Annotated in this window: 15 protein-coding genes; 8 read left to right on the forward strand and 7 right to left on the reverse strand. The window is 54.1% G+C overall.

The annotated features are described in order from the left end of the window. The first annotated feature begins 151 nt into the window (after window positions 1-151). The 8 genes from ACEQU8_RS09245 (at window position 152) to ACEQU8_RS09280 (ending at window position 17625) form a co-directional block, all read left to right on the forward strand. On the forward strand, window positions 152-2752 hold the full coding sequence (locus tag ACEQU8_RS09245) for a chemotaxis protein CheB (protein WP_370263113.1): 2601 nt from the start codon (window positions 152-154) through the stop codon (window positions 2750-2752). 41 nt (window positions 2753-2793) lie between these two features. Continuing rightward, the gene (locus ACEQU8_RS09250) at window positions 2794-5439 is read left to right on the forward strand and encodes a chemotaxis protein CheB (protein WP_370263115.1); all 2646 of its coding nucleotides are present in this window, start codon (window positions 2794-2796) and stop codon (window positions 5437-5439) included. Between the two features lie 130 nt (window positions 5440-5569). Then, window positions 5570-6472: a response regulator gene (locus ACEQU8_RS09255; RefSeq protein ID WP_370263117.1), complete on the forward strand. Its 903-nt coding sequence runs from the start codon at window positions 5570-5572 to the stop codon at window positions 6470-6472. 11 nt (window positions 6473-6483) lie between these two features. Beyond that, entirely contained in the window at window positions 6484-9666 is a 3183-nt protein-coding gene (locus ACEQU8_RS09260; RefSeq protein ID WP_370263119.1) for a response regulator, read from the forward strand. Between the two features lie 93 nt (window positions 9667-9759). After that, window positions 9760-12009 (forward strand): hypothetical protein, encoded by a 2250-nt coding sequence (locus ACEQU8_RS09265; protein WP_370263120.1) that lies wholly within the window; start codon window positions 9760-9762, stop codon window positions 12007-12009. 9 nt (window positions 12010-12018) lie between these two features. Further along, window positions 12019-12447, forward strand: a complete 429-nt coding sequence (locus ACEQU8_RS09270; RefSeq protein WP_370263121.1) for a hypothetical protein — start codon at window positions 12019-12021, stop codon at window positions 12445-12447. A gap of 168 nt (window positions 12448-12615) precedes the next feature. Then, window positions 12616-16404, forward strand: coding sequence for a CHASE domain-containing protein (locus tag ACEQU8_RS09275; RefSeq protein ID WP_370263122.1), 3789 nt, complete (start codon window positions 12616-12618; stop codon window positions 16402-16404). A gap of 12 nt (window positions 16405-16416) precedes the next feature. Further along, window positions 16417-17625, forward strand: a complete 1209-nt coding sequence (locus ACEQU8_RS09280) for a methyltransferase (RefSeq protein WP_370263124.1) — start codon at window positions 16417-16419, stop codon at window positions 17623-17625. A gap of 3 nt (window positions 17626-17628) precedes the next feature. Here ACEQU8_RS09280 and egtD read toward each other — a convergent pair whose 3' ends face one another. Genes egtD through ACEQU8_RS09315 form a run of 7 tightly spaced genes read right to left on the reverse strand, consistent with a single transcriptional unit; the run spans window position 17629 to window position 24085 of the window. Further along, the gene (gene egtD, locus ACEQU8_RS09285) at window positions 17629-18600 is read right to left on the reverse strand and encodes an L-histidine N(alpha)-methyltransferase (protein ID WP_370263125.1); all 972 of its coding nucleotides are present in this window, start codon (window positions 18598-18600) and stop codon (window positions 17629-17631) included. A gap of 6 nt (window positions 18601-18606) precedes the next feature. After that, window positions 18607-19377, reverse strand: coding sequence for a phosphonate ABC transporter, permease protein PhnE (gene phnE / locus ACEQU8_RS09290; RefSeq protein WP_370263172.1), 771 nt, complete (start codon window positions 19375-19377; stop codon window positions 18607-18609). Between the two features lie 44 nt (window positions 19378-19421). Next, window positions 19422-20270, reverse strand: coding sequence for a PhnE/PtxC family ABC transporter permease (locus tag ACEQU8_RS09295; protein ID WP_370263127.1), 849 nt, complete (start codon window positions 20268-20270; stop codon window positions 19422-19424). Continuing rightward, window positions 20267-21109: a phosphonate ABC transporter ATP-binding protein gene (locus tag ACEQU8_RS09300; RefSeq protein ID WP_370263128.1), complete on the reverse strand. Its 843-nt coding sequence runs from the start codon at window positions 21107-21109 to the stop codon at window positions 20267-20269. The genes ACEQU8_RS09295 and ACEQU8_RS09300 overlap by 4 nt, the downstream gene beginning before the upstream one ends. A 58-nt stretch (window positions 21110-21167) precedes the next feature. After that, window positions 21168-22043, reverse strand: coding sequence for a putative selenate ABC transporter substrate-binding protein (locus ACEQU8_RS09305; protein ID WP_370263129.1), 876 nt, complete (start codon window positions 22041-22043; stop codon window positions 21168-21170). 56 nt (window positions 22044-22099) lie between these two features. Continuing rightward, window positions 22100-22699, reverse strand: coding sequence for a YHS domain-containing (seleno)protein (locus tag ACEQU8_RS09310; RefSeq protein ID WP_370263131.1), 600 nt, complete (start codon window positions 22697-22699; stop codon window positions 22100-22102). A 27-nt stretch (window positions 22700-22726) separates the two neighbouring features. Then, a complete protein-coding gene (locus ACEQU8_RS09315) occupies window positions 22727-24085 on the reverse strand; it encodes an acetyl-CoA carboxylase biotin carboxylase subunit family protein (protein WP_370263132.1) in 1359 nt (452 codons plus the stop codon). Window positions 24086-24129 lie beyond the last annotated feature (44 nt).

Consider the following 24129-nt stretch of genomic DNA (forward strand, 5'->3'; position numbering starts at 1 on the left):
CCCGCGACTAGAGCATGTATTCTTAGTTAGAATTGAGGGTGACAGCGAGCCCGCCATGCCGTAACATATACTGGGCGTATGGGTAGTCTATGTTCCTCCGTCTTCACTTTGCCTTTGCGCAGCATTTATCTTTCAAGGCCCATACAAGCTCATGCAATTTAAAGCCGACCTCTCAAACCCCAACAAGCCAACGCATGTGGTTGGCATCGGTGCATCCGCTGGCGGCCTGGAGGCGCTGGAAAAATTCTTCAGGGCAGTGCCCCTGGATACAGGGCTTGCTTTTGTGGTGATTCAACACCTGTCGCCCGATTTCAAAAGCCTGATGGATGAGTTGCTGAGCCGTGTCACCCGAATGCCGATTCGGGTGATTGATGCGGACATGCCCGTGGAAAAAAACTGCATTTACCTGCTCCCTCCCAAAAAAGATGTGGTCATTGACGCTGAAAAACTGGTGGGTTACGACCGATCGCCCGGCAAACAGCTCACCATGCCCATCAATGTATTTTTTCGTTCGCTGGGCGTGGCATGGGGGGAGCGTGCCGTGGGGGTGGTGTTGTCTGGCACAGGCACAGATGGCACCGAGGGCTTGCTGAGCATTCGTGATTGCGGGGGCTTGGTGTTGGTGCAAGAGCCGGGCGATGCCAAGTTTGACGGCATGCCCATGTCGGCCATTTCTACCGGTTGCGTGGACAAGGTGGCCAAGGCCGAAGAATTGCCCGAGGTGCTGCTTAGCATTCTTAAAGACCCTCTGTATGCACGCAATGCCGGTTTGGACGAGACCGTCAATTCTGAGCTGTCGAACCACCCAAAAATGGATTTGATTTACCGGGTGCTCAACGACACGTTCAGCCTGGACTTCAAGCTCTACAAACCCAGCACCATTTTGCGGCGCATTCAACGCCGTGCGGCCATGAGCAAAAATGGATCCGACCTCGATGAGTATGCCGAGGCGCTGGGCTCCACCGATGGGGAGTTGTATTCGCTTTACAAAGATTTGCTGATTGGAGTGACAGGGTTTTTTCGCGACCCCAAGGCCTTTGAGTGTTTGCAAACCAAGGTTTTGGCAGAGGATTTCAACGATCCCAACCTGGTTCACGATTACCGGATTTGGGTGTGTGGTTGCTCCACTGGCGAGGAGGCTTACACCATTGCAATGTTGGTGATGGAAGAATACGAGCGCCGCAACATCACGCCAAGTTTCAAGATTTTTGCGACCGATGTGAACAAGGAATACCTGGAGCTGGCCGCCGAGGGTTTGTATTCGGCCCAGTCCATGGAGGCTGTGCCGCAATACTTTAAAGAAAAATACTTCACCCCTGTGGGCGCAGGCAGCTACAGGGTCAGCCCAGTGCTTCGCAAACCGATTATTTTCTCAGAGCACAACCTGCTGAAAAACCCACCATTCACCCGGATGAATTTGGTGAGTTGTCGCAATTTGCTGATTTATCTTCGAGGCGAAGCCCAAACCCCGGCCATCAGCTCGTTCAATTTTTCTTTGGTCAACAACGGCTGCCTGTTTTTGGGCATCAGCGAGTCGTTGGGGCCGGTGTCAGATGATTTTCTGGTTGTTGACCGGCAGTGGAAAATCCACCGAAAAATTCGCGAAGCCAGCCTGACCATCCCCGTTCGCTCGGTGGACAACACTGGGCAATTGATGTCGTTTGATTACAACAGGCACCGCAACGACAGTCGCCATGCATTGGGCAGGCTCTACCAAATTTTGCTGCACAAGTACATCCACTGCGGTGTGTTGATGTCTGAAGATCTCGAGTTGCTGCAGGTGTTTGGCGATGACCCCAGAATTTTGGCTTTGGGTGCCAAGGTTAACCACAACAACGCCACTTCGGTGTTGGTGCCAGAGTTGGGCAAGCACGTTGAAGCGCTGGTAGAGCGTTTGAAGAAAGACGCCTCTGAGCGGAATTGCCAGCGAACCGTGCAACTCGCGGGCCAGGAAGAAAACATTGCAATCGACATTGAAAGCATTGTCGACAAAATTGGTGGCCACCGCACCTTCATGGCTATTTTCCGGGTGGTGTATTCCAACAAAAAGTTTGCAGTCAGCGAAACCGATAACCCGGACAATCCACTGGCCAAACATTTTTCGCTGCCCATCGAGTCGCGGCAGTACTTGATTGATCTACAAAACGAACTCAAGAGCGTCAAGGAAGCCCTGCAAACCAATGCCGAAGAACTGGAAACCAGCAACGAGGAATTGCAGGCCAGCAACGAGGAGCTGCAAGCCAGCAACGAGGAGCTTCAAAGCACCAATGAGGAGCTTCACTCGGTCAACGAGGAGCTTTACACCGTTAATACCGAGCTTGAGTTAAAAATTGTTGAGCTGGACAGGCTGTCCAGCGATCTAAAGAGCTTGGTGGCTTCCACCCAAATCGGGTCTGTTTTTTTGGACCCCAATTACAAAATTCGAATTTTCAGTCCCTTGGCGGTTGAGGTGTTCAGCCTGATGGAAGGCGATGTGGGTCGTGATATACGAGACTTCTCCCCCAAGGTGCTCGACCCCAATTTATTTAACGACATTGCTTCAGTGTACGCACATGGTCAAACCGTCGAGGTGGTGGTTCGGCACCGGGCTGCCAATGACCGGGTGTATTTGCGGGTGTGTAGCCCCTATAAAAACGGTCGCGGCCAGCTAGAAGGTGTGGTGGTGGTTTACGTTGATTTGAGTGATCTACGAAAGCGGGGTTCTGCTTTGGTGTGGCAGGGCCTGAAAGCCTTGTTCAAGCGCATTAAATAAACCCTGCAAACGAGGCAATTGAGGCCTCAAGAGAGATGCATATGGAAAACCTGAGCAAGCCAACGCACATCGTTGGTATTGGCGCTTCGGCGGGTGGCCTGGAAGCCCTGGAGAAACTGTTTCGGGTGATGCCCCCAAGCACAGGCATGGCCTTTGTTGTGGTTCAACATTTGTCGCCAGACTTCAAAAGCCTGATGGACGAGCTCATGATGCGCTTTAGCACCATGCCCGTTAAGCTGATCGACAGCGAAATGAATGTAGAGCCCAACACCATTTATTTGTTGGCCCCCAAAAAAGAGGTGGTGATTGAGGGTGAAAAGTTGCTCACCTATGACCGCCCACCCGGCAAACAATTGTCTCTGCCCATTAATATGTTTTTCCGCTCGCTGGCAGCCTCGTGGGGTGACAAAGCGATTGCAGTGGTTTTGTCGGGCACCGGGTCAGATGGCAGCGATGGGGTGTTGAACATCCGTGATGCTGGCGGTGTGGTGTTGGTGCAAGACCCTGCCACGGCCAAATTTGACGGCATGCCTCAAAGTGCCATCAGCACGGGGTGTGTAGACGCTGTGTTGCCACCTGAGGAAATACCCGCATCACTTGAATCGATTTTGCAAGACCCCTTGTTTATTCGCAATTACGGCAAAGACGAGGGGGGTGAACATGATTTGATTGAGCTCGAGGGCATCCAAAAAATCTACGAGCTGCTGCGCAATCGTTTTTCGATTGATTTTCGGCTCTACAAGCCCAGCACCATCACCAGGCGCATTCAACGCCGCATTGCCCTGCAAGGCAATGCCGTGTCGATCGATGATTACAGCGATCAGCTAGAAAATGATTCCCAAGAGCTTAACCTGTTGTACAAAGATCTGCTGATCGGCGTCACTGCTTTTTTCAGGGACATCGACGCTTACGATGCCCTGCGCAACAAGGCGCTTCAGGACTTGCTCGAATTGGTGCCGCCAAGCCAGGAGTTCCGGGTGTGGGTGTGTGGTTGCTCCACCGGTCAAGAGGCCTATTCCATCGGCATGATTATTCTGGAGGAGTTGGAGCGCCACGGTCGACCCGTGAATGTCAAGATTTTTGCCACAGATCTTCATCGCGACTCGGTGACCACGGCCGCAGAGGGCGTGTATTCAGAAACCGCGCTCGAGTCTGTGCCCGCACCGTTGAAAGAAAAGTATTTCAATTCGCTGGGAGGCGGCAATTACAAGGTGTCTGGCCATCTGCGAAAGCTGATTATCTTTTCTGAACACAATCTTTTAAAAAATCCGCCTTTTACCCGAATGCATTTGGTTAGTTGCCGCAATTTGCTGATTTACTTCCGTGCAGACGCACAGGTGCCTGCGGTTACGGCGTTTAATTTTTCGCTGGTGAAGGGGGGGATTTTGTTTCTGGGGGCCAGTGAGTCCTTGGGGACCCTGGCCGATGATTTCGACACGGTGGACAGCCACTGGAAAATTTACCGCAAAGCGCGTGATTCGCGTGCAGCGCTTGGCTACCGGGCGCCGGGTAGTTTTTCCCAACTAACAACGTTCGACCCAACCTCATCCAGGTCTAGAGCCGATCGGGCGGTTCCGCTAACCCGTGTGTACCAACATTTGTTGGACAAACACATTCCATCGGGTATTTTGCTCAACGAAAACAATGAGCTGATGCACGTGTTTGGCGATGCCCATCGGTTCATGAAAATTCCCACGGGGCGGCACACTGGCGACGTGTTCACCATGCTGGGACAAAGTTTGTCGATTGCCCTTTCTACCGCCTTGCGGAATATTAAAAGCCAAGCCATATCCATGAGCTACCGGGGCATTCGTGCCGAGGACCACGAGGCCTTGATTGAACTCACGGTTGACCCCGTGTTTGACAAGGTCTCTGGACGTCGCTTTTACATGGTGTTGATGTCGGATCAGCAAATTGGGACGGCGCTTACCCCCGACATTGATTTGTCTGTGGTCAAAGAAGATTTTTCACTCAGTGAGGAGTCTGCCGAATACGTGCGGCAGCTGCAATTGGAGTTGCAGCGCACCAAAGAGGCGCTGCAAACCAACGCAGAAGAGCTGGAGACCAGCAATGAGGAATTGCAGGCCAGCAACGAGGAACTGCAAGCGAGCAATGAGGAGCTGCAAAGCACCAACGAAGAACTGCATTCGGTGAACGAAGAGCTTTACACAGTCAACACCGAGCTTGAGCAAAAAATTGTTCAGTTGGACCGGCTGACAAGCGACCTGCGTAACCTGGTCGACAGCAGCCAAATTGCAACGGTGTTTTTGGACGGCAACTACTGCATTCGCGTTTATACACCCAGAGCCACCGATGTGTTCAATCTGGTACGAAAAGACCTGGGTCGGGATATTCGCCATTTCACACCCCGAATTCCGGACCACCAACTCGAGAGCGATTTGGAGCGGGCTTATCAGCAACAAAAATCGTCTGAGCAGGAAATAGAGGCCGATGGGCGCTATTACCTGCGCCGGTGTGCGCCCCACAAAGATTCTAAGACCGGCAAGGTTGGCATCATTTTGACCTACATTGACATCACCAAGATTCAGGTGGGTGCCTGGGGCATGATTTTCAATGGTTTGCGTTCAGTGTTCTCCGGCTCCAAAGAATCAGCTGACGGTATGGTTCAGGTCTCGGACGCCGACACCGACACCGACAGCAAATCAAAACCCGAGCGCCTGAGCTAAGCGGGTCGCTCCCCAACACATTCAGCCCTCCCCAATCGAGGGGGGGCTTACACAACAGTAAGCCGTTAAACCCTTTGCGCTGTCGATAATTTCAATGTCGGGTTATTTCCTACATTGAGTTTAGACCGCAATGAAGATTTTTTATCTTGAAGACGATGAGCATTTGAGCTGGCTCACAGCCACCGTCCTACGAAAAGCGGGGCATGAGGTGGTGTGTTTTGCCTGCGCAGATGCCTTGATTTCCTCGTTGTCTGCCTCGGCGGCCAATGAACAGCAACCCGACTGTTTTTTGTTGGACCGTGATCTTCCCAAGCGATCTGGCCTGGAGGTGGTGAAGTGGCTCCGGGCTACCCCAATTCACGCGCAAACCCCTGTGGTGATGCTCACGGCCTGCGGCAAAAACGATGAAATTGCTGAGGGCTTGAAAGCAGGTGTTGATGTTTACCTGACCAAACCGATGTCCAGGCAGGTGCTTTTGGCTGCTTTGGATCACTTGTGCCGAGAGTACTTGGCCCGCAAAGACCTTGAAAAGCAAATGGGTGGCATGGCCGCTGGCATGCGGCAGGCCGACTTCATGCAATTCAGGCTGTCGTCCCTTGAGCATGCAAGCAACTTGGCGGCCTTGTTGGCCCACGCCACGGATCAGCCCGATCGCAGTGCGCTGGGCTTCTACGAGATGTTGGTCAATGCCATTGAGCACGGCAACCTGGAAATTTCTTATGAAGAAAAAAGCCGCTTCTTGGAGGCTGGGTGCCTTTCGGAAGAAATTCAAAAGCGCTTTGCCATGGAGTGTTATTCGAAGCGCCAGGTCAAGGTCAATCTGCAGCGGCAGGCGGAAGGTGTGCTTGTAATCATCGAAGACGAAGGCCCTGGCTTTGACTGGCAGCGTTATCTGGATTTTGATCCAGACCGCGCCTTCGACCTGCACGGGCGCGGCATAGCCATGGCCAATCAGATGTTTTTTGATCGTGTGCGGTACCACGGGCGGGGCAATGTGGTTGAGTTGTTTTGTAAATGCGAAGAACCGGCCTAAAGGGGAACGACATGATTTCACAACGCGCTGGTGAAGCACAAAAAAATGATTACCGCCCAGGCGGCTCGGTTCGCTTCAGGTTCATGAGGCCGGTGGGTCTGCTGTTGGTGGTGTTGGCGGTCGCCTTTTTAGGATTTGTGCCCCAGCAGGGCAATGATTTTCAATGGGCCGCGGCGATTTTGGCTTTGGGTTTTTATTTGTTGATTGTGGGCAGCAATCGCAGCGCTGTTCATGGGGGGCTATTTGGTGCGGAGGTGCCTCGCGAACAAGGCATGGACCTGATTGCACGCGTGTCCCCGGTGGGCATTCTTCGCATTGATGCTGCGCTGGGGTGCACCTTTGCAAACCACTACTGGCAAGACCAGATTGGGGTTGAACCAACGACCTTGCAAGGCACAAGGTGGCTTAGATGCGTGCATGTTGAGGATCGCGACCGGGTCAAGCTGGCGCTGCTGGATTTAGTCCAGGGCGAAGAGCCGATGGTGTGCCTGGAGCTGCGCATGGGCGCTGAGGGGGACTGGTCACGCAGCATGATGATGACCTGTAATCTCGATGAAGCCTTGGGCAAAGGTGGTTTGGTGGCTGCATTCACCGATGTGACTGAGCGCAAAGACATTGAGCTTCGCTTGCAGCAAACCAGCCACACCCTGTCGGTGTTAAACCGAATTACCTCGAGTTTTTTGGTTGAACAAAAGGTATCAGACCGGTTCAATGAGGTGCTCGACACCTTGTTGGATATCTCCGAAAGCAAGTTCGGTTTTCTTGCAGAAAGGCTGCTTAACGACGATGGCAAGCCTTTCATGCGCCTGTATGCGCTGAGCGATATTTCTTGGGACAAAAATTCCAAGGGTCTGTACGAAGGGTTTTTGCGCACGGGCTACATCGATTTTCAAAGCCTGGACAATTTGTTCGGATGGGTGGTGTTGCATGGCAAACCTCTGTTGGCCAACGACCCGGCGTCTGACCCACGCTCCAAGGGTTTCCCATCCAAGCACCCCTTGGTAGAAAATTTTTTAGGCTTGCCCTTAACTGCTGGTGATGAAGTGCTTGGCATGATGGCGATCGCCAATCGCGCCGGGGGTTACACCGATGAGCAGATAGAACACCTGGAGCCATTTCGAATGGTGCTTTCGAGCATGATCCGCAGCATGCGGGCCGATCGAAACCGCGCGGCGGCTGAGGCCCAGTTGTTGCTGGCCAAAGAAGAAGCTGAACGGGCCAACAAGGCCAAAAGCCTGTTTTTGGCCACCATGAGCCACGAAATACGAACCCCCATGAATGGCATCATCGGCATGAGCGAATTGCTCAGTGCCACCGAGTTGAATGGCACGCAGGCCCGGTATGCACGCAATATTCAAACCTCTGCAGAGAGTTTGTTGGCCGTGATCAACGACGTGTTGGATGTGTCGAAGTTGGAGGCTGATCATGTTGAGCTTTTGAGCAGACCTTTTAGCCTTGAAAGCTTGATTACTGATGTGGCTGCAACGTTTGAGCACGCGTGTAGCAGCAAACAACTGGAGCTGATCATCAGCTACCCGCCCACATTCCCCCGCCACTTTGTGGGTGATCCATTCCGCATGCGCCAGGTGTTGGTTAATTTGGTGGGCAATGCCGTGAAGTTCACAGAGAGAGGCCATGTGGTGGTGGGAATTCGTTCCAGCGCCGCGGATGAGGACGTTCTTGAAGTGTTTGTTCAAGACACTGGTATCGGTATTCCGCTGCAGGAGCAGAGCAAGCTGTTCCGCGTATTCCAGCAAGTTGATCAGGGTGCAGACCGTCGTTTCGAAGGCACGGGGCTTGGTCTTGCAATCAGCCAAAAATTGATGAATCTGATGGGTTCTTCCATCAAGGTGGTCAGCGAAGCCGGGTTGGGCTCCATTTTTTCATTTCAAGTGCGCTTGCCTGTGGTTGAGAGCGAGGAGCCACTTGAGCCCGAGGTTTTACATAACGTAGCGGGCGAGGTTCAGCTGAAGGTGTTGATCGTAGACGACGTGCCGCTTAACGCATCCATCATTTCCGATAATTTGTCTTTCCTGGGCATCGAGCATGAAACAACCCACTCCGCGGGCAAGGCATTCGAGTTGATGCGGGCGGCCAATCAAGCTGAGAAACCCTTCAATGTGGTGTTGTGCGACATGAATATGCCTGAAAAAAATGGCGATTGGTTAGTCCGCCAGGTGTGGGGGCTTTGGGGAAAGCGTTCTCCGCACGTGGTGATGTTGAGCTCTGGCGGAAGCAGCGAGAACTTGCTCGCCAACAGCAGCGAGTGTTTGGTGGGGGCTTTGCTGAAGCCCTTGCGAGCTCAAGAGCTTAGGCAGTTGATGGCGGGTTTGTCCTCTTGCGTGGCCAATCAGTTGGACCACGTACATGCAAGGCAGCGAATTCTTCAATGTTTGGGAAGTTCTGATCAGGGTGAAGCCAGCAAAGCCACTCCTGTTGCCCCCGTGGAAAGCACATTCAAAGGGCATGTGCTTGTGGCCGAAGACAACCCAATCAACCAAGAACTGTTGGCCATTGTGCTTCCCCAGTTTGGGCTCACCTTCAAAATGGTCAGCAATGGCATTGATGCGGCACGCGCCATTCGCGATGAGCAATTTGATCTGCTGTTGATGGACTGCCAGATGCCAGAGATGGATGGGTACGCCGCCACAAGAAAAATTCGTGAATACGAACGTGATCACGGCCGTCGTGCCATCCCCATCGTTGCTTTGACGGCGAACGTCTTCGCGGCAGATCGAGAGCGTTGCCTGGCTGCAGGCATGAATGAGCACTTGGCCAAACCCATACGTCGGGCCGACCTCATTGAGTTGCTCAACAAATACCTGAGCCAGGGGGCGGGCGAGGAGCCAGAATCCGCTGTTAAAGCCATTGACTGGAAGGTGTTGGACGAGCTGTTTGCTGGGGACACCAGCCTTCAGGCGCAAGTGGTTAAACGCTTTTTGGAAGGCTTTCGGGAAGACGCTCGAACCCTGGTCGCTTTGGCGGATCAGGGAAATCAAAGCCAGCTGAAGCGACTTTTGCACAAAATGCGCGGCAGTGCAGCCTCCACGGGGCTGCGGAGTTTGTCTGAAGTGCTGCTGGCCTGGGAGCAACAGCTCGAAGATGGCGTCGGCTTACCGGATGAATTTAACCAAGTGCTAGAGCAGTGTATTTGTAGTGTGGATTCTGAGTTGAATTCGATGTGCCCTGTTTAGGCCTACCCAAAAGGGTAGGGGGGGGTGGTGTGTCCTCTCCCTAATATGAAAGGCACATCAATGATCAAAAGCAGTCAAAAAGGGGGATACCAGATGTCAGCACAACCTGGGCAAGCACTGTCGACACTCGAGCATGTCAGCGACCGCAGCCCGGTTCAGGACCTGAGGCCCTCCCTTTGGTTGTCCTTTTCCGGTGATTTTGTGATGGCCAATTTGGCTTGGCAGCACTTGACCAACAGCGATGACGACGATCTGTGGGGGCAGCGTTGGAGGCTTTGCATTCATCCCGACGACCGAGATACATTGAGCCTGGCCATTGATGAGGTGGTGCATGATCTTGATTCAACTGCAAAAAGGCTTGAGCTTCGTCTGGGTGAAAAGCCCAGTTGGAGTCACCCAGTTTGCGTGACCGTAGAGGCATTGAACGATGCGGGTGCGGGGGCTGTACGTTTGGGTGTGGATGAGATGCCTGCAATTCAACGGCCAAACAAAACGATGCTGCCGCTGAGCAAGCCCTTTGAACGGGCGCAACAAAGGCTGGCTCAGGGTTTGGGTTTTGAATTGAGTTCCAGTGCAAAGTTGTGTCGTGAAGCCATTTTTAATGGCATGCGACTCAAAACAGAGATAGAGGGTGGGGGGACACAGTGGCTAAGCCGCGATAAGCAAAAAAATTTAAATGCAATGATGGCAGAGCAGGAGCGGCTGCTGCAGACCATCGAGACCAGGGTGGCTGCAACTTCGCATGGCATGGATCAATCCATGCTCAGTATGGTGTCCGTGTTTGATCAGCTTGTCCGATCCTTAGGGGTGGGAGAACGCACTGGTCTTGCACCACAAGGCGCGTTTGTAAGCACGAGGATTTCACACAGCGACTTTCTGGTTTTTTACCGGGGCGTGCTGGCTGCGGTGTTTGAACGGTTCGACGTCGGTTTTATAAAAATTGATGCGCAGCCCCGGCAGGATGACTTGTTGATTCGTTTGATTTGCACCATGCGCTCAAATTTTGGGCCTGTGGACATTGATACATTGCGAGCCGGCATTGAAGCCTCGGCATTGCCACGTTCTTCTGCCTTCGACACGGTGCGTGTGCTGGCCTCTGAAGAAGCCCACACCCTGACGATTGAGTGCTTGCACCTCAATAGCACCGTAAGTTCTGCAGGCAGGTGGATGTCAGATGCCAGCCTGTGGTCAGTGGGGGTTCTATCAGAGAATCCTGAGGCGCTTGATTTTGTTTGTAGTTTGATTGAGCAAGAGGGTGGGGTGGCCATTCCTTACCGCATGGGTGCTGCAGCGCAAGGAAAAGCCCCTCACTCAAACCTGATTTGCCCAGACTTGCTGCTTCTGGTGGGCGATGTTGAGTCTGCCAATGATGCATCGGCTTGGCAACATTGGATGGGCAGTCAGTTTGGTAGGGCTTTGCCATGGGTTAAGTTGGGAGGTGGCGCACAGTGGGCGCGCGTGGGCGAGGACGATTGCCTAGGCCTGATTGACCAAATGATCGACGGACCCATGGTTTGTCGCAATTTGCGTGGGGCTTGTTTGCATCTGCAAAACCCCAAACCGGTCACGCTTGGTTCCATTTTTAAAGTGTCCCATTGCCGCCCCCGGGTTTGGGTTTGCGGTCCGTCGCAGTGGACCGCCCACACCGTTCAAACATGCCTTGGCGCCAATGCCGGTGAAGTTCTTTATTTGCCGACGCTGAAAGAACTCAACGAGGGCATGCGCAACCTGGGTGCAGACTTGCTTGTTCTGGATTTAGAACTGTTTTCTCACGCCGAGCAAGCGGATGTGAAATGTCTTTCTGACCTGGTTTATGAAACGGGCGTTCCTCTTGTCGCCTTGGGTGATCCCGCATGCCCCGTTGCAGACCACATGCATGGTTTCAGTGGCGTTGCCTCCCATGTTGATACCGCTTGGATGGTGTCCCGCCTGAATGTTTCAGCGCAGGCATTCACAAACATGTCCCGGTGGTTGGCCTCTGGCACGTTGTCGCCCCTGTTGGTGCAAACCGAATCTGAAGTGCAGCGCTTGACTGATTTGTCCAAGCCTGTACTGCATGGCCTGCTGCACAGCATCTCCAGGGATTTTGATGCAATTCTGGCGCTCTACCAAGGGTTAAAAGGCAAGGTGGGCGCCTTGGTCGGATCGGTGCTTGATTTGAAGTTGGCTGATTTTGCCATGGCGCTGCAAGACGTGGGCTTTGGTCGCTTGTCACTTTTCATTCAGCGTTTTAAGGAACAGGCGGCATGCCTTAGCCCCACTCAAAGAGATGAGGCCCTCGCTATTTTTTCAGCCGCCTTTGAATTGACTTGTTTGCGCGCCTTGAAGGGCGGTTCTACTTAGGGGAGTACTATGAACGCCAATTTGAATATGGACCCCATGCAGCAGCGATGCGATGCGGTTCTTGGAGTCTTGTCCAAGCATGTAGAGCTGACCGAGGTTGAAAAAAATCACGGCTTGGGTCCGCAACGTGTTTTGGTGGAGGTTTACCGCGTGGTTGACCAAGTGATGAGCGCGCGCAGCGCAGTGACAAGCGCTTTGCTTAACGGCGATTACGAATACGCGGGTTGGCATTTTTTGCGGTTTTATAAATCATGTGAACGTTTGTCCATGCCGGTATTGAGCCAGTATTTTTGGGATTGTGCTTTGGCGTGTCGTGAGCAAAACAAGCAAATTGCCAACATTAGTTGGCGAGAAGCCCAGCGCTGCGTGGGCAATATTTCACTGCAGTTGGGCTATGGCGTGTTGCCGGCAGATGTTCAGACCATGGCCGCAGCCTGAACAAGGGGTTTTTTTCCTTTAATTTGGAATTACGCCTGCTGCAAAAATGAATTAGCATGGCTGAAAGCGGTTTATATCGAGGTCAGCGTGCGTGAAGCATCCTCTTCCCAGCCCTGGGTACAATGGGGCAATGTTTGGCTACCTTGGCTGCTGGCCTTTGGAACGAGCATGTTGGTGTTTGCTGTTACCCACCATTTGGCCGTGGGCGAAAGGCAGCGCCAAACCACTTTGGTTAAGGACAGTTTAACTACCCTGCAAGGCGAATTGTCCAATTACATGGTCGACCTCATGACCGTGTACGAATATGGCCTGAGGGGCGCCCGCGGTGCAGTGGTGGCACGCGGAGTCAACAATTTGTCCGCGGATTCATTCCGGCAGTACATGCGTACCCGTGATTTGCAAGCTGAGTTTCCTGGCTGCCGGGGTTTTGGCTTTGTCCAATACGTGCCCAAGGCAGACGTGGAAGGGTTTCTGCAGGCGGCTGCGCAAGACGAAAGTGATCCCCTGGTGATTCGTGAATTAAGCCCCAATACCGGCGACCGGATGGTGATTCGCTTCATCGAGCCAGCCAACATCAATGGCAACGCGCGCGGTTTGGACATTGCCTCAGAGACCCATCGAAGAGACGCCGCATGGCGGGCATTTAAAACCGGGCAAGCGCAGCTTACGGCGCCGATTACCTTGGTGCAAACACCCAACACGCCCATGGGTGGACTGCTGTTCATCATCCCGGTGTACAGGGAAGACAGATTTTATAAGCCAAGTGGCGATGTTGAGTTAGAGGATCTGGTTGGGTTTGCTTACAGCCCCATTTTTGTTCACGAGGCCTTGGACAAGCTAAACCGCTATACCGATCGAGTTGGTTTCAACATTCAAGATGTGACGGTGGCTGGCCAAACCAAACCGGTTTTTGCCGCTGGCATGGATGCGACCTTGGACACCGGGTTTGAGTCGTTCACCGAGATTCCTTTAAAAGGGCGTGTGTGGCGGCTTACGGTATCGCCTCAATTGGACTATGTTCAGAGCCTGCAGGGGTGGAGCCAAAGGTCTATTTATGCCGTGGGTTTTGCCATGTCCCTTCTGTTGGCCTTAGCAACTTTGCTGCTGACCCGGCTCGCTCAAGCTCGACTCGAAAACTCAAGAAAAAATAAAAATCTCGAGAAGCTTCGCGTGCAGTTGTCCACCTTGAACGATGCGGTATCGGTTGCAATTGCATTGATAGATCGTGAGGGGCGCGTGGTGTCTGCCAGCAAGGCGTGGCACGAGCTTTTTGATTCCACGGGGCAGGCCTCGAATCACAACCAGCGTTTGTTTGACTTAACAGCCCGAGACAACGATCGCAGGTTGCTTCAGGGCCTGTTTGCCCGGGTAATGCGAGGCGAGCATCTGGACCATGATTTTTTGAATCTGGATTTGCCCAATGGCGACCAGCAAAGCATCCGCATGCACTTTACCCCGTGGATGGGCGATAAAAATCAGATTGATGGTTGTGCATTGTTTGTGGAGGACATTCGAAGTTTTCTGGAATACAAGGCGCATCAGCGGTCTGTTCAAAGCACCCTTGAGTTGAAGGTGCAGGAGCGCACCAGTGAATTGACCAAGGCCAAACGTTTTTTAACCGCGACCTTGGATGCGGTGCCCTCGATGATTTGCTATTGGAGTCGGGAAGGGTTTTGTGTGTTTGCCAACGCAGCCAGTGCCGATTGGTATGGGTATTCCGATGAGGAATTGCTCGGAGCAAGTTTGCCGGACGTTTGGGGGAGCTTATACGACGAGCCTGCCACGCGGGCAGTTGAAGGAGTGCTACAAGGCAGAGCCCAAAAGCTTCAGCGCACCTATCCACCACGAACGCTGAACGAACCAGCGCGCCACGCTTTGGTTCAATTGCTTCCCGATGTGGATCGCGGGAAGGTCATCGGCTTTTATGAGGTGGGCAACGACCTCACCGTCTTGATGTCGATGCAACAAGCCTTGGAACAGCGTGCCCAAGACAACCGGGTCATGGTGGATGCTATCAAAAATAGCTTTTCTTACACCCTCACGGACAAGGATGGCTTTTTTATTGAAGTGTCCGAGACCTTCAGTGCAGAGGTGGGGTACGAGCAAATCGACCTGCTGGGATGTTCCATAAAAAAACTCATGCCCTCCGAGGTCGGCCAAATGGCGTGGGACATCTTGGTGTCAAGGGACAAACCCAGTGGGTTTCATCAAACCGAGTTGCATGTGCAATGCAATGGCGACGAATTGCGGGTGTTTGATGTGTGGTTTATCCCCTTGTCAGAGGCGCGTACTTCAGAGTGGAGGCTGCTCGGGCTGTGGGTGGACGTGACCTCCAAACGCGAAACTCAGAAGCTCCTGGAAAATGCCAAACTGGCTGCTGAGCATGCAAACCTGCAAAAAAGCCAGTTCTTGGCCAATATGAGCCATGAATTAAGAACCCCTTTGAATAGCATCATCGGCAATTCTTACCTGCTTCGGCGTTTGCTGGATGCGCACGAACAGCTTGATTTGGTGGGCTCCATCTACAGCTCGGGCCAACATTTGCTCACCCTGCTCAATGACATTCTTGACCTGTCAAAAATTGAAGCCGGGGAAATGCACTTGGAGAAAAGCGAGTTTTCTCTGCATGTGCTGGTTCAGGAAGTGCTCGAGATGTTTTCCTCCGTGGCTGAGCAAAAAGGGATCGATTTGAATGCAAAAGTTGATCGCCAATCGGTGCCTGATGTCTTGGTGGGTGATGAAACCCGAACCAAGCAAATTTTGATCAACTTGGTCGGCAATGCAACCAAGTTCACCAACGCTGGGCAGGTTCAGGTTCGATGTACGCTTGCGCGTCAGAATCAAAAATCCAGCGGTACGCGCATTCGGCTTGAGGTCGAAGATACAGGCCCTGGCATGTTGGAAGAGACCCGGCAAAAGCTGTTCCGGCCCTTTGTACAGGCAGACACCTCCACCACCCGGTATTTTGGTGGCACTGGCTTGGGTTTGTCGATTGTTAAACAACTTGCCGAGTTGATGCGCGGTGAAGTGGGCGTGAGCAGCGCCTTGGGTGAAGGGAGTTTGTTTTGGGTAGAGATTGAACTGGAGCAGCGGGGGGTTTTGCAGGATCGGTCCATTGAGAATGTGACGTCCTCTGACTCGGTTTTGTTGCGTTTGGCTTTGTTCAATCAGACTGCAGAGTTGAAGGCTTTTGCCAGCCAGGCCGCGACTCAATTTGGTTGGGTGGTTTTGCCGGAGGACCAGCAAGCTTCCTGTGATGTCTTGATCGAAGATTCAAATGTGTCTGACGAAGAATTCAGTCAGCCACTCGACGCTGCATCTGCGGGTTTGAAGGTGAAAATCAATTTGAGTCAAAATGTGTGCGAGGTCGGGGGACAATCGTTTGCCATGGCTCGTGATCTGGATTTGTTCAACGCCATTGGTCAAGCTGCAACATTGAAGGGATTGCCCGTGGAATGGCTGGACCAGCGTTCTGTGTTGAAAGAGCCCAGCATGGCAGGCTTAACGGGTGTTCGGGTTTGTATTGTGGATGACAACCCTTTGAACCTGAAGGTGGCATCAGGTTTGTTGCAAACAGAGGGCGCCAAAGTGGTGGCAACATTCCCGGATGGGCAAGCGGTGGTGGATTGGTTGTGCGAAAATCCCGGCGCTGTGGATTTGGTGTTCATGGATATTCAAATGCCGGTGATGGACGGTAACCAAGCGGTTGCTTTAATTCGTAAATTGCCTGGTCTGGGTCAATTGCCTGTGATTGCCCTTACCGCGGGTGCCTTGACCAGCGAAAAGGAAGAGGCCATGAAAAATGGCATGACCGACTACCTCACCAAACCTTTCAACCCGGCCCAGGTTAGAAAAGTATCTCGTTTGTGGGCGCAGCGCGGTACTCAGCAATTCCTGCCTTTGAGGCATAATCAAGCCCCCGCCAAAAAAGACAGGTCCAAGCAGGTCCAGTCATAACCAGAGTCCTTCATGCCCAATACCTTGCTTTTGCCGACCATCAGTTGGATAGAAAATGGCATGCAGCAGCATGCCTTGTGGCAAAGCGAACGCAACCTGCCACCCCCCAAGCAAGTGCAGGTGGCTGACGACACATTGACAGCCGATGCGGCTTACCGCTTGGCCAGTGAGGGCAAGGCATTTGTGTGGCAGGGCGATTTTCAAAATGCACGCCAACTGGTGCAAGCCATGGCGCGCCGTTTGGATAAAAACGCAGAGTACAAAAAAGCCAAGGCCATCAAAGCAGGCAAAGCGACAGAGGATTACCCGCAGCGCTTCCATTTGTACCGCCAGGCGCAAGCCCAACGGGCGCGCATTTTGGGGGCGGTGCTCATTCCCTTCAACGGCGACTACAGCATCCCCCTGAAGCGCTCACCCGATGTGACCGAGGCCTGCACACAAGCCTGGGGTGAGCCGCAGCCCAATGGGCCCATGCGGCTTGCTTCCCTGCGTGAATTGCAGGGCCTAGTTGGGGCCTATGAGTGGCGCAAAAAAGGGGTGGAGGTGCCCGCCTTGGGCGCCGCACCCAACAACAGGATTCACCCCTTCTACGGTGTGTTTTCGCCCGTGCGTGGCGAGTACATCGACCTGGTGAACCAAGCCCCTTTGCCCCCGGCTTGCAAGCCAGGGGGAACGGCGCTGGACATTGGCACAGGCACCGGCGTGTTGGCAGCCGTGTTGGCAAGGCGCAGTGTGGGGCAGGTGCTAGCCATCGACAACGATGCGCGTGCTCTGGCTTGCGCAAGCTTTAACATCCATCAGCTGGGCTACAGCAAGAACGTGCAACTGTTGCAGGGCGATTTGTTTGGTGCGCAAAACCCACCTGCCAAGGCCGACCTTGTTGTGTGCAACCCGCCCTGGTTGCCTGGCAAGCCCACCTCGCCCATTGAGCGAGCGGTGTACGATGAACACAGCGGCATGCTCAAAGGATTTTTAAACGGGCTACGCCAGCACTTGAACCCCGGTGGCGAAGGGTGGTTGGTGTTGTCTGACCTGGCCGAGCATTTAAAACTTCGCACTCGTGAAGACCTATTGACTTGGATTGCTGAAGCAGGGCTGAACGTGCTTGGCCGCACAGACACAAAGCCCAAACACGGCAAGGCCTTGGATGCCAGCGACCCACTTTACGATGCGCGTTCTAAAGAGCTCACCAGTCTGTGGCGTTTGGGTTTGGTCGATTAGGTTTTAAGCCTGTGCCCAGAACACGGCAAACTGTTGCAGTGGGTCGGTGTATGCAGTGCTTTTGGCAAAGCCTGCTTGGGCCAGCAATTGTTCAAAGCCTGCCAGCGTCCATTTGTACGAATTTTCGGTGTGCATGCGCTCGCCTTCTGCAAAACGCCTCTGCCCACCATCCCACTGCACCACCACGTGGCGCACCGCTTCCAGGTGCATTTCTATGCGGTTTAATTCGGTGTTGTACAGGCCGATGTGTTTCCAGTCGGCCAACTTGAAATTGGTGCCCGCCAAACGGTTAAAGTGCAGCAGCATGTTGCGGTTAAATGCGGCTGTTACCCCCAGTGCGTCGTCGTAAGCGGCTTCCAGCACGGCCTTGCTTTTAACCAGGTCCACCCCAATCACAAGGCCACTGCCAGCGCCATGGCCGCAGGCGTGGTGCACTTGTTTTAGAAATGCGAGTGCGGCTTGCGGCGTAAAGTTGCCGATGCTGGAGCCCGGGTAAAACATCACGCGGGGTAGGTCAGCTGGCAATTTCAATTCAGCAGGCAATTGCAGTTGCTCAGAAAAATCCAGCCCAACACCGGCCATGTGCAGGCTGGGGAATTGCCGCTGAAGGCACTCAAGCGCACCTTTTAAAAATTCCACGGAGATATCGACTGCCACATAACGGGAGGGGTGAAACACATTGAAGAGCCGGGCCGCTTTCTCGCAATTGCCAGCGCCCAAATCGATGAGCACCGCGCCGGGTGGAACCTGCTGGGCCATGGCCTGGCTGTGTTCTTTAAAAATGGCTGCTTCCGTGCGGGTGGGGTAGTACTCCGGGATGCAGGTGATGGCCTCAAACAGCTTGGATCCCAATTCGTCGTAGAGGTACTTGGGCGCAATGCTGGGGCACTCGGCTTGCAGGCCCTGCAGCAGTTCTTGCCGAATGTGCTCAGCACGCGCTTGGTGAATTTGAATAAATTGGGGAACAGGAAGCATGTGTTTTTATCGTGTAAGAGAGCGCCGCAATTGATAGCTTAGGCTATCGACCAAAGCAACCAGCAGCAGCATGGCAGCCAAAATGGTGGCGGTTTTGCCCATTTGAAACAGCCCCATGTGAAAGCTCAGCAACTGCCCCAAGCCGCCTGCACCCACCACGCCCAATACGGCGGCGGCGCGGATGTTGTTTTCCCAACGGTACAGGGTGTAGCTCAACAGTTGTGGCAATACCTGGGGCAGGGTGGTGAAATAAAACACGCGCAAATTGCCCACGCCTTGTGCGCGCAGCGCATCGGCAGGTTCGGGCGGAGCATTTTCAATGGACTCGGCAAACAAGCGGCCCAACACACCTGTGGTGTGAAAGGCCAAGGCCAGCGTGCCAGCAAAAGGGCCAAGACCGGCCGAAATCAATAGCAGCGCAGCCCACACCAATTCGGGAATGGAGCGAAGGGCATTGAGTAGCCAGCGTGTGGGGGTGCGAAAAAAACCGTGGTCTTTGCTGTGCAATTTGCTGGCGGGCAAAGCCAGACCCAAGCCCGCCACTGCGGCCAACAGAGTACCAAGCAGGGACATGGCCAAGGTTTCCAGGGTGCCCCAGCCCACTTTTTTAACAAACGCGGCGCCCAGGTCCATGGGGAAAAACTCGCCCACAAAGCGACCCATGGAGCGGAAAGCTTCCAGCGATAAAAATTCGCCCCATTTAAGTTGCAAGGTATAAAAACTGGCCAACACCAGTGCCAACAAAGCAGCCAGCAAAGCGGCTGTGCCGGGTTTGATGAGTGCTGGGGCGCGGCTGGGGCAAGTGGTTGGTGTGGGGTTGCTCACAGCAGCCTCCGCCTAAAAAAGCCACTGACCGAATCGGCCAGCGCCACCAATAGAATAAACACAATCAACATGGTGGCCACTTCGCCGCCGTTGAACATTTTCATGGAAGCGTCCAGCTCTTGCCCCAGGCCACCCGCACCCACAAAGCCCAGCACCACTGAAGAGCGAATGGCGCATTCCCAGCGGTACACGGTGTAGGAGGTGAGCTCCATCACGTTTTGCGGCAGTAGCCCATAAAAGAATGCTTGTAACCGGCTTGACCCGTTGCGCAGCAGGGTTTCGGTGGGTGTGGTTTCGCCGCTTTCAAGAATTTCGCCATACACCTTGCCCAGCATGCCGCCATAGGTGAGCGCAATGGCCAACACCCCAGCGGTGGGGCCCAAGCCCACCACACGCACAAACACCAGCGCCCACACCAATTCGGGAATGCTTCGCAAAAAAATCAGCAACCAGCGAATGGCCAAGCGCACAGCAAAAGGCAATACGCTCATTCGACCAGATATGGCCGACACCGACAGAACCCGAGTAGACAGCACGGTGAGCGGAAAGGCGATGCACAAGGCCAGCACCATGCCAGCAGTGGCAATGGCCACGGTTTTCCAGGTTTCACGGGCGATGCGTGCCAGCAGGTCGGGCTCCAGCACGGGCGGGAAAAAGCTGCCAATGAATTGCGCGCTCACGCGAAGATTGTCTGGCTCAAACAAAACAGCTGGGCGAAATTCAGTGGCCTGCATCAGCGGCCAAAGCAACAGCACCCCAAACACCATCCAGAATAGCCGCTGGTGCCAGGCCGGGTCTTTGAGGGGCACATCAAACCGCGGGTTGTGCACTGGCAGGTTGCTCATCGACAATTGTTGACCACCACCGTGGGCACTGAGCGCTCGAATTGTTTGGCAATCAGCTCCTGGTCGGGCTGAGAAAACAATTCGTGCTCGTATTGGGCATACAGGGATTTCAGCATGGCCGGGGTGACCTTCTCGGTGGGCAAATCAAACACAATTTGCCCATCGCGCAGGCCCACAATGCGTTTAAAAAATGCCAGGGCCATGTCCACCTGGTGCAGGGTGCACACCAGCGTGGTGCTGGTTTCGGTAGCGGTTTGGGTAAGGGCCGACATGGCCAAGCGTGCCCGGATGGGGTCCAGGGCCGACAAAGGTTCGTCCACCAGCCACAGCTTGGCGGGGGACACAAACAGGCGCGCCAAACCCACACGCTGGCGCTCACCCCCCGACAAGCGATCCACGCGCTCAAAAATCTTTTCGGGCAGATCAAGCTTGGCCAAGGCTGCGTGGGCGGCGGGTATGTCGACGGGGTAAAACAGGGACTTCAAACTTTGCCAAAAGCCCATGGCCGGCAGGCGACCCGCCAGCACCGAGGTGATCACCCTTTGGCGAGGAGGCAGCGGTGGCACTTGCGGGGCAATGATCAACTGACCACGAAGCTTCTGCAGCTTGCGTTTGCCCAAGGCCCAAGGGGATTGGTTTTGAACTTGAATGCTGCCTTGCACGGGTTGAAGTGTGCAAGCCAGGAGTTGCAGCAGTGTGGTTTTGCCTGCACCCGAGGGGCCAATAAGCGCAACTTGCTCGCCTTCGTTGATCAACAAGGACATGTTGCGAATGGCGGGGGCACTGCCGGTGGGGGCCGAGGGGTGGCAGGCGTGGATGTCCTGAATTTGAAGCTTCACTGCACTGCATCCCCCATAAGGCCAAGGGGGGTTACCGCTCCCCCCTTAATTAACGCGATTATAACAAGCCAGCGCTGCGGGCGGCGCTTTCCAGGCCTTTGTAGTTCTCGGGCTTGGTGTCCACATAGCGGGTGGCACGGTTCAGTTTCAAGATTTCAGCATGCTCGGGCACCGCTGGGTCCAGATCAAACAGCGCTTTCTGGATTTTTTTGCGCAAGTCTGCAGGCATGTCTTGGTGAACGGTCCAGTTGTAGTTGAAGTAGGGTGGGGTGGTGTAAAAAACATCCACGTCTTTGGTGTCCACCTTGTTCTCGTTCACAAACTTTTTCCACACGGTGATGTCCAGCGCGGCGGCATCCACTTTGCCGCTGACCACGGAGGCAATGGTGGCATCGTGCGCGCCAGAATAGGCCACGCGCTTGAATGCTTTCTCGGGCTCAAGGCCAGCGTCGAGCAAGAAGCTGCGGGGCATCAGGTGGCCCGAGGTGCTGCTTTGCGAACCAAATGAAATTTGTTTGCCCTTCATGTCTTGCAGGGATTTGATGCCCGAGTCGGTTTTGGCGATAAACACCGATTGAAACTTGGTGTCTTCAACACGCTGTGCAATGGGGATCACCTTGCCACCAGAGCGCAGGGAGGCCTGCACATGGGTAAAGCCACCCAGCCACACCAGGTCCACTTTTTTGTTCACCAGCGCTTCCACGGCAGCAGGGTAGTCGCTCACTGGGGTGAACTCCACTTTCATGCCCAGGCTTTTGCTGAGGTAGTTGGCCAATGGCTCAAATTTGCGAATTTGCTCGGTGGCGGCTTCTTCAGGAATGGTGCTCACCTTGAGCACTTGCTCTGCATGGGCTGGCAGTGCAACGCCCAGGGCCAAAGCCAAACCGGCTGCCGTAAACACACGACGGGACAAAGACAATCCAAACTTGTTCATTGATACCTCACGATTGGAGCCCCGGCCGGGGCGTTGAAAAATAAATATAACAGCCATTAGCTGCCATTGCGGGCGGCTTGCACTTGGGCGGCTTGCTCTTCGCCAGTTTTGTAATGCGGTACACGCACCACCAAGCGCTTGGCCCGCTGCAAAAAGCTGTTGTTGTTGGCGACTTCGCTTTGCCAGTAGCCATCGGCCAAGGCAATGTTTTGTTGCAGGTCGAGTTCGAATGCGGCTTGGGACACTTCACCGCCAAAAATGTACAGTTTGCCGTCGACCACGCGGAAATCTTGTGCGTTGCCGCCCCATGGAATACCAAACATGATGCCGTTGGCACAATAGCCACCGTATTGCGGCAGGTATTGTTCGGGTTGCGCATCAAACTGTGCTTTGTGTTCGGGCGTAGAAAAATAAAAATCCACGTCTTTGTAGGTGCTTTTGATGCCGGGTTGGCCTTGCACGTAGGCGTTCTGTGTAAAGTAGGCCACCACATCTGCACCAAACAGCATGACGCGTGGAGAGTCGTCCATGGCCGCTGCGTTGACGGGGCTCAAGCCCGATGACGGGTTTTGTGCAGTCATGGCGCTGCAACCGGTCAGCACCAAAGCGGCAATGCCCACCAGGGCCAGGCGGCGAATTTGTGTGAAAGTGTTCATGGTACTCAACTCCTGTGAATCTAAAAATTACGTGGCCTTACTGACTGGCTCTGGCCCAAACAGTTCCGACCCCTTGGGGTGCGGTGTGTTCATCCATTCCCAGGCCTCGCCTGCGTAGGGTGCAGGCCAACCCAAGAGGTGGCTGGCCTGTTCGCAGCGCTGGCGCAGGTCACTGCTGGTTTGCCCGCCCAAGTGCACAATGCCGTAGCGGTAACTTTGCAGCCATTTGAAGTCGCGCTCTATTTGTTTGCCGTCTTTGGGGAATTCAAAATAAAGCGCATCAGGAAAGGCCTGTGCAAATTGCTGCCTGGCTTGTGAGTCGGGGAATGTAGCACGCAGGGCTGGGTCAAATAAGCGATACACAAAACTGGCGGCAGCGCCTGCGGTGGGCGCATCTTTGGTCAGCATGGCGGGGTTTTGACCATGGGCCAATGCGAAGGCTATTTCGTGGAGGTTAATGCCGTCTACCCGCTGATACAGGTCAGAAAACTGCGAAGCCATTCGGGGGTTAAATTCAATGACCGTGAGCCTGTCGCTTTGCTCACAGTAAAAGAACTCCATGTTGAACAATCCATGCGTAAAACCAATGGCGTCTAAAAAGCGCTGGGCCACATCGGCCGCGCGCCGTTGCACACGGGCGGGCAGGCGGCTGGGGTATTCAAAGCGCATAAAAGCCTGGGTGTTGGGGTACATCACTTCGTCCACCACACCCAAGGGCTGTACCTCGCCCTGCCACACATAGCCGTCCAGGTTGTACTGGCGAGCATTCACTGCTTCTTCGAGCATCAGGCTGTGCGCGGTGCCCGCCTGGGGCAAACGCTTTTGAATAATGCGCTCAAAGGGCTCCACCAAATGCCGAATCACCCACAGTTCCCAGGGGCCAAAGCGTGTGTGCGCCTGCAGTTCTGCTTGGTTGTGTACGGTTTTGGCCAGCACCGAAAACGCGGCTTTGACTGGTTTTACAAAGCAGGGGTAGGCCAGACCATTGGGGATAGGCTCGCCATAGCGGGCGGGCAATCGCTCAAATTTTAAATTGGCCTCGGGCGCCACACGTTGTAATACTTTGCGGGCATACAGCTTGTGTTGGCAGGCCAAAATGGCATTCACCGGTGTGCCGGGCCAGCCCATTTTTTCGGCGATCAGCGCTGCACACAGGGCGCCAAACTGCTCATGGTTAGACATCACGGCCCGAGCGCCTAGCAGCTTGGCCTTAAGCGCGCACAGGCCTACAAATCGCTCCACGTCAAACCAGGCCAAGCGTGCATTGCTGGGGAAGGTGAACAGGTCAAACCCGCTGTGCACACTAGGCCACTGGGCGCGTAGGCGTCGCGTGGCAATGTCGTCCCAGTCGTAATTGAACAGCAGCAGGGTGGTGGGCTTGGGCATGGGGGAGCTGTAAAGTACACGCGTTAAACCTTAAGCAGTGTACT

This window comes from Limnobacter sp. (assembly GCF_964228395.1).
GTDB lineage: Bacteria > Pseudomonadota > Gammaproteobacteria > Burkholderiales > Burkholderiaceae_B > Limnobacter.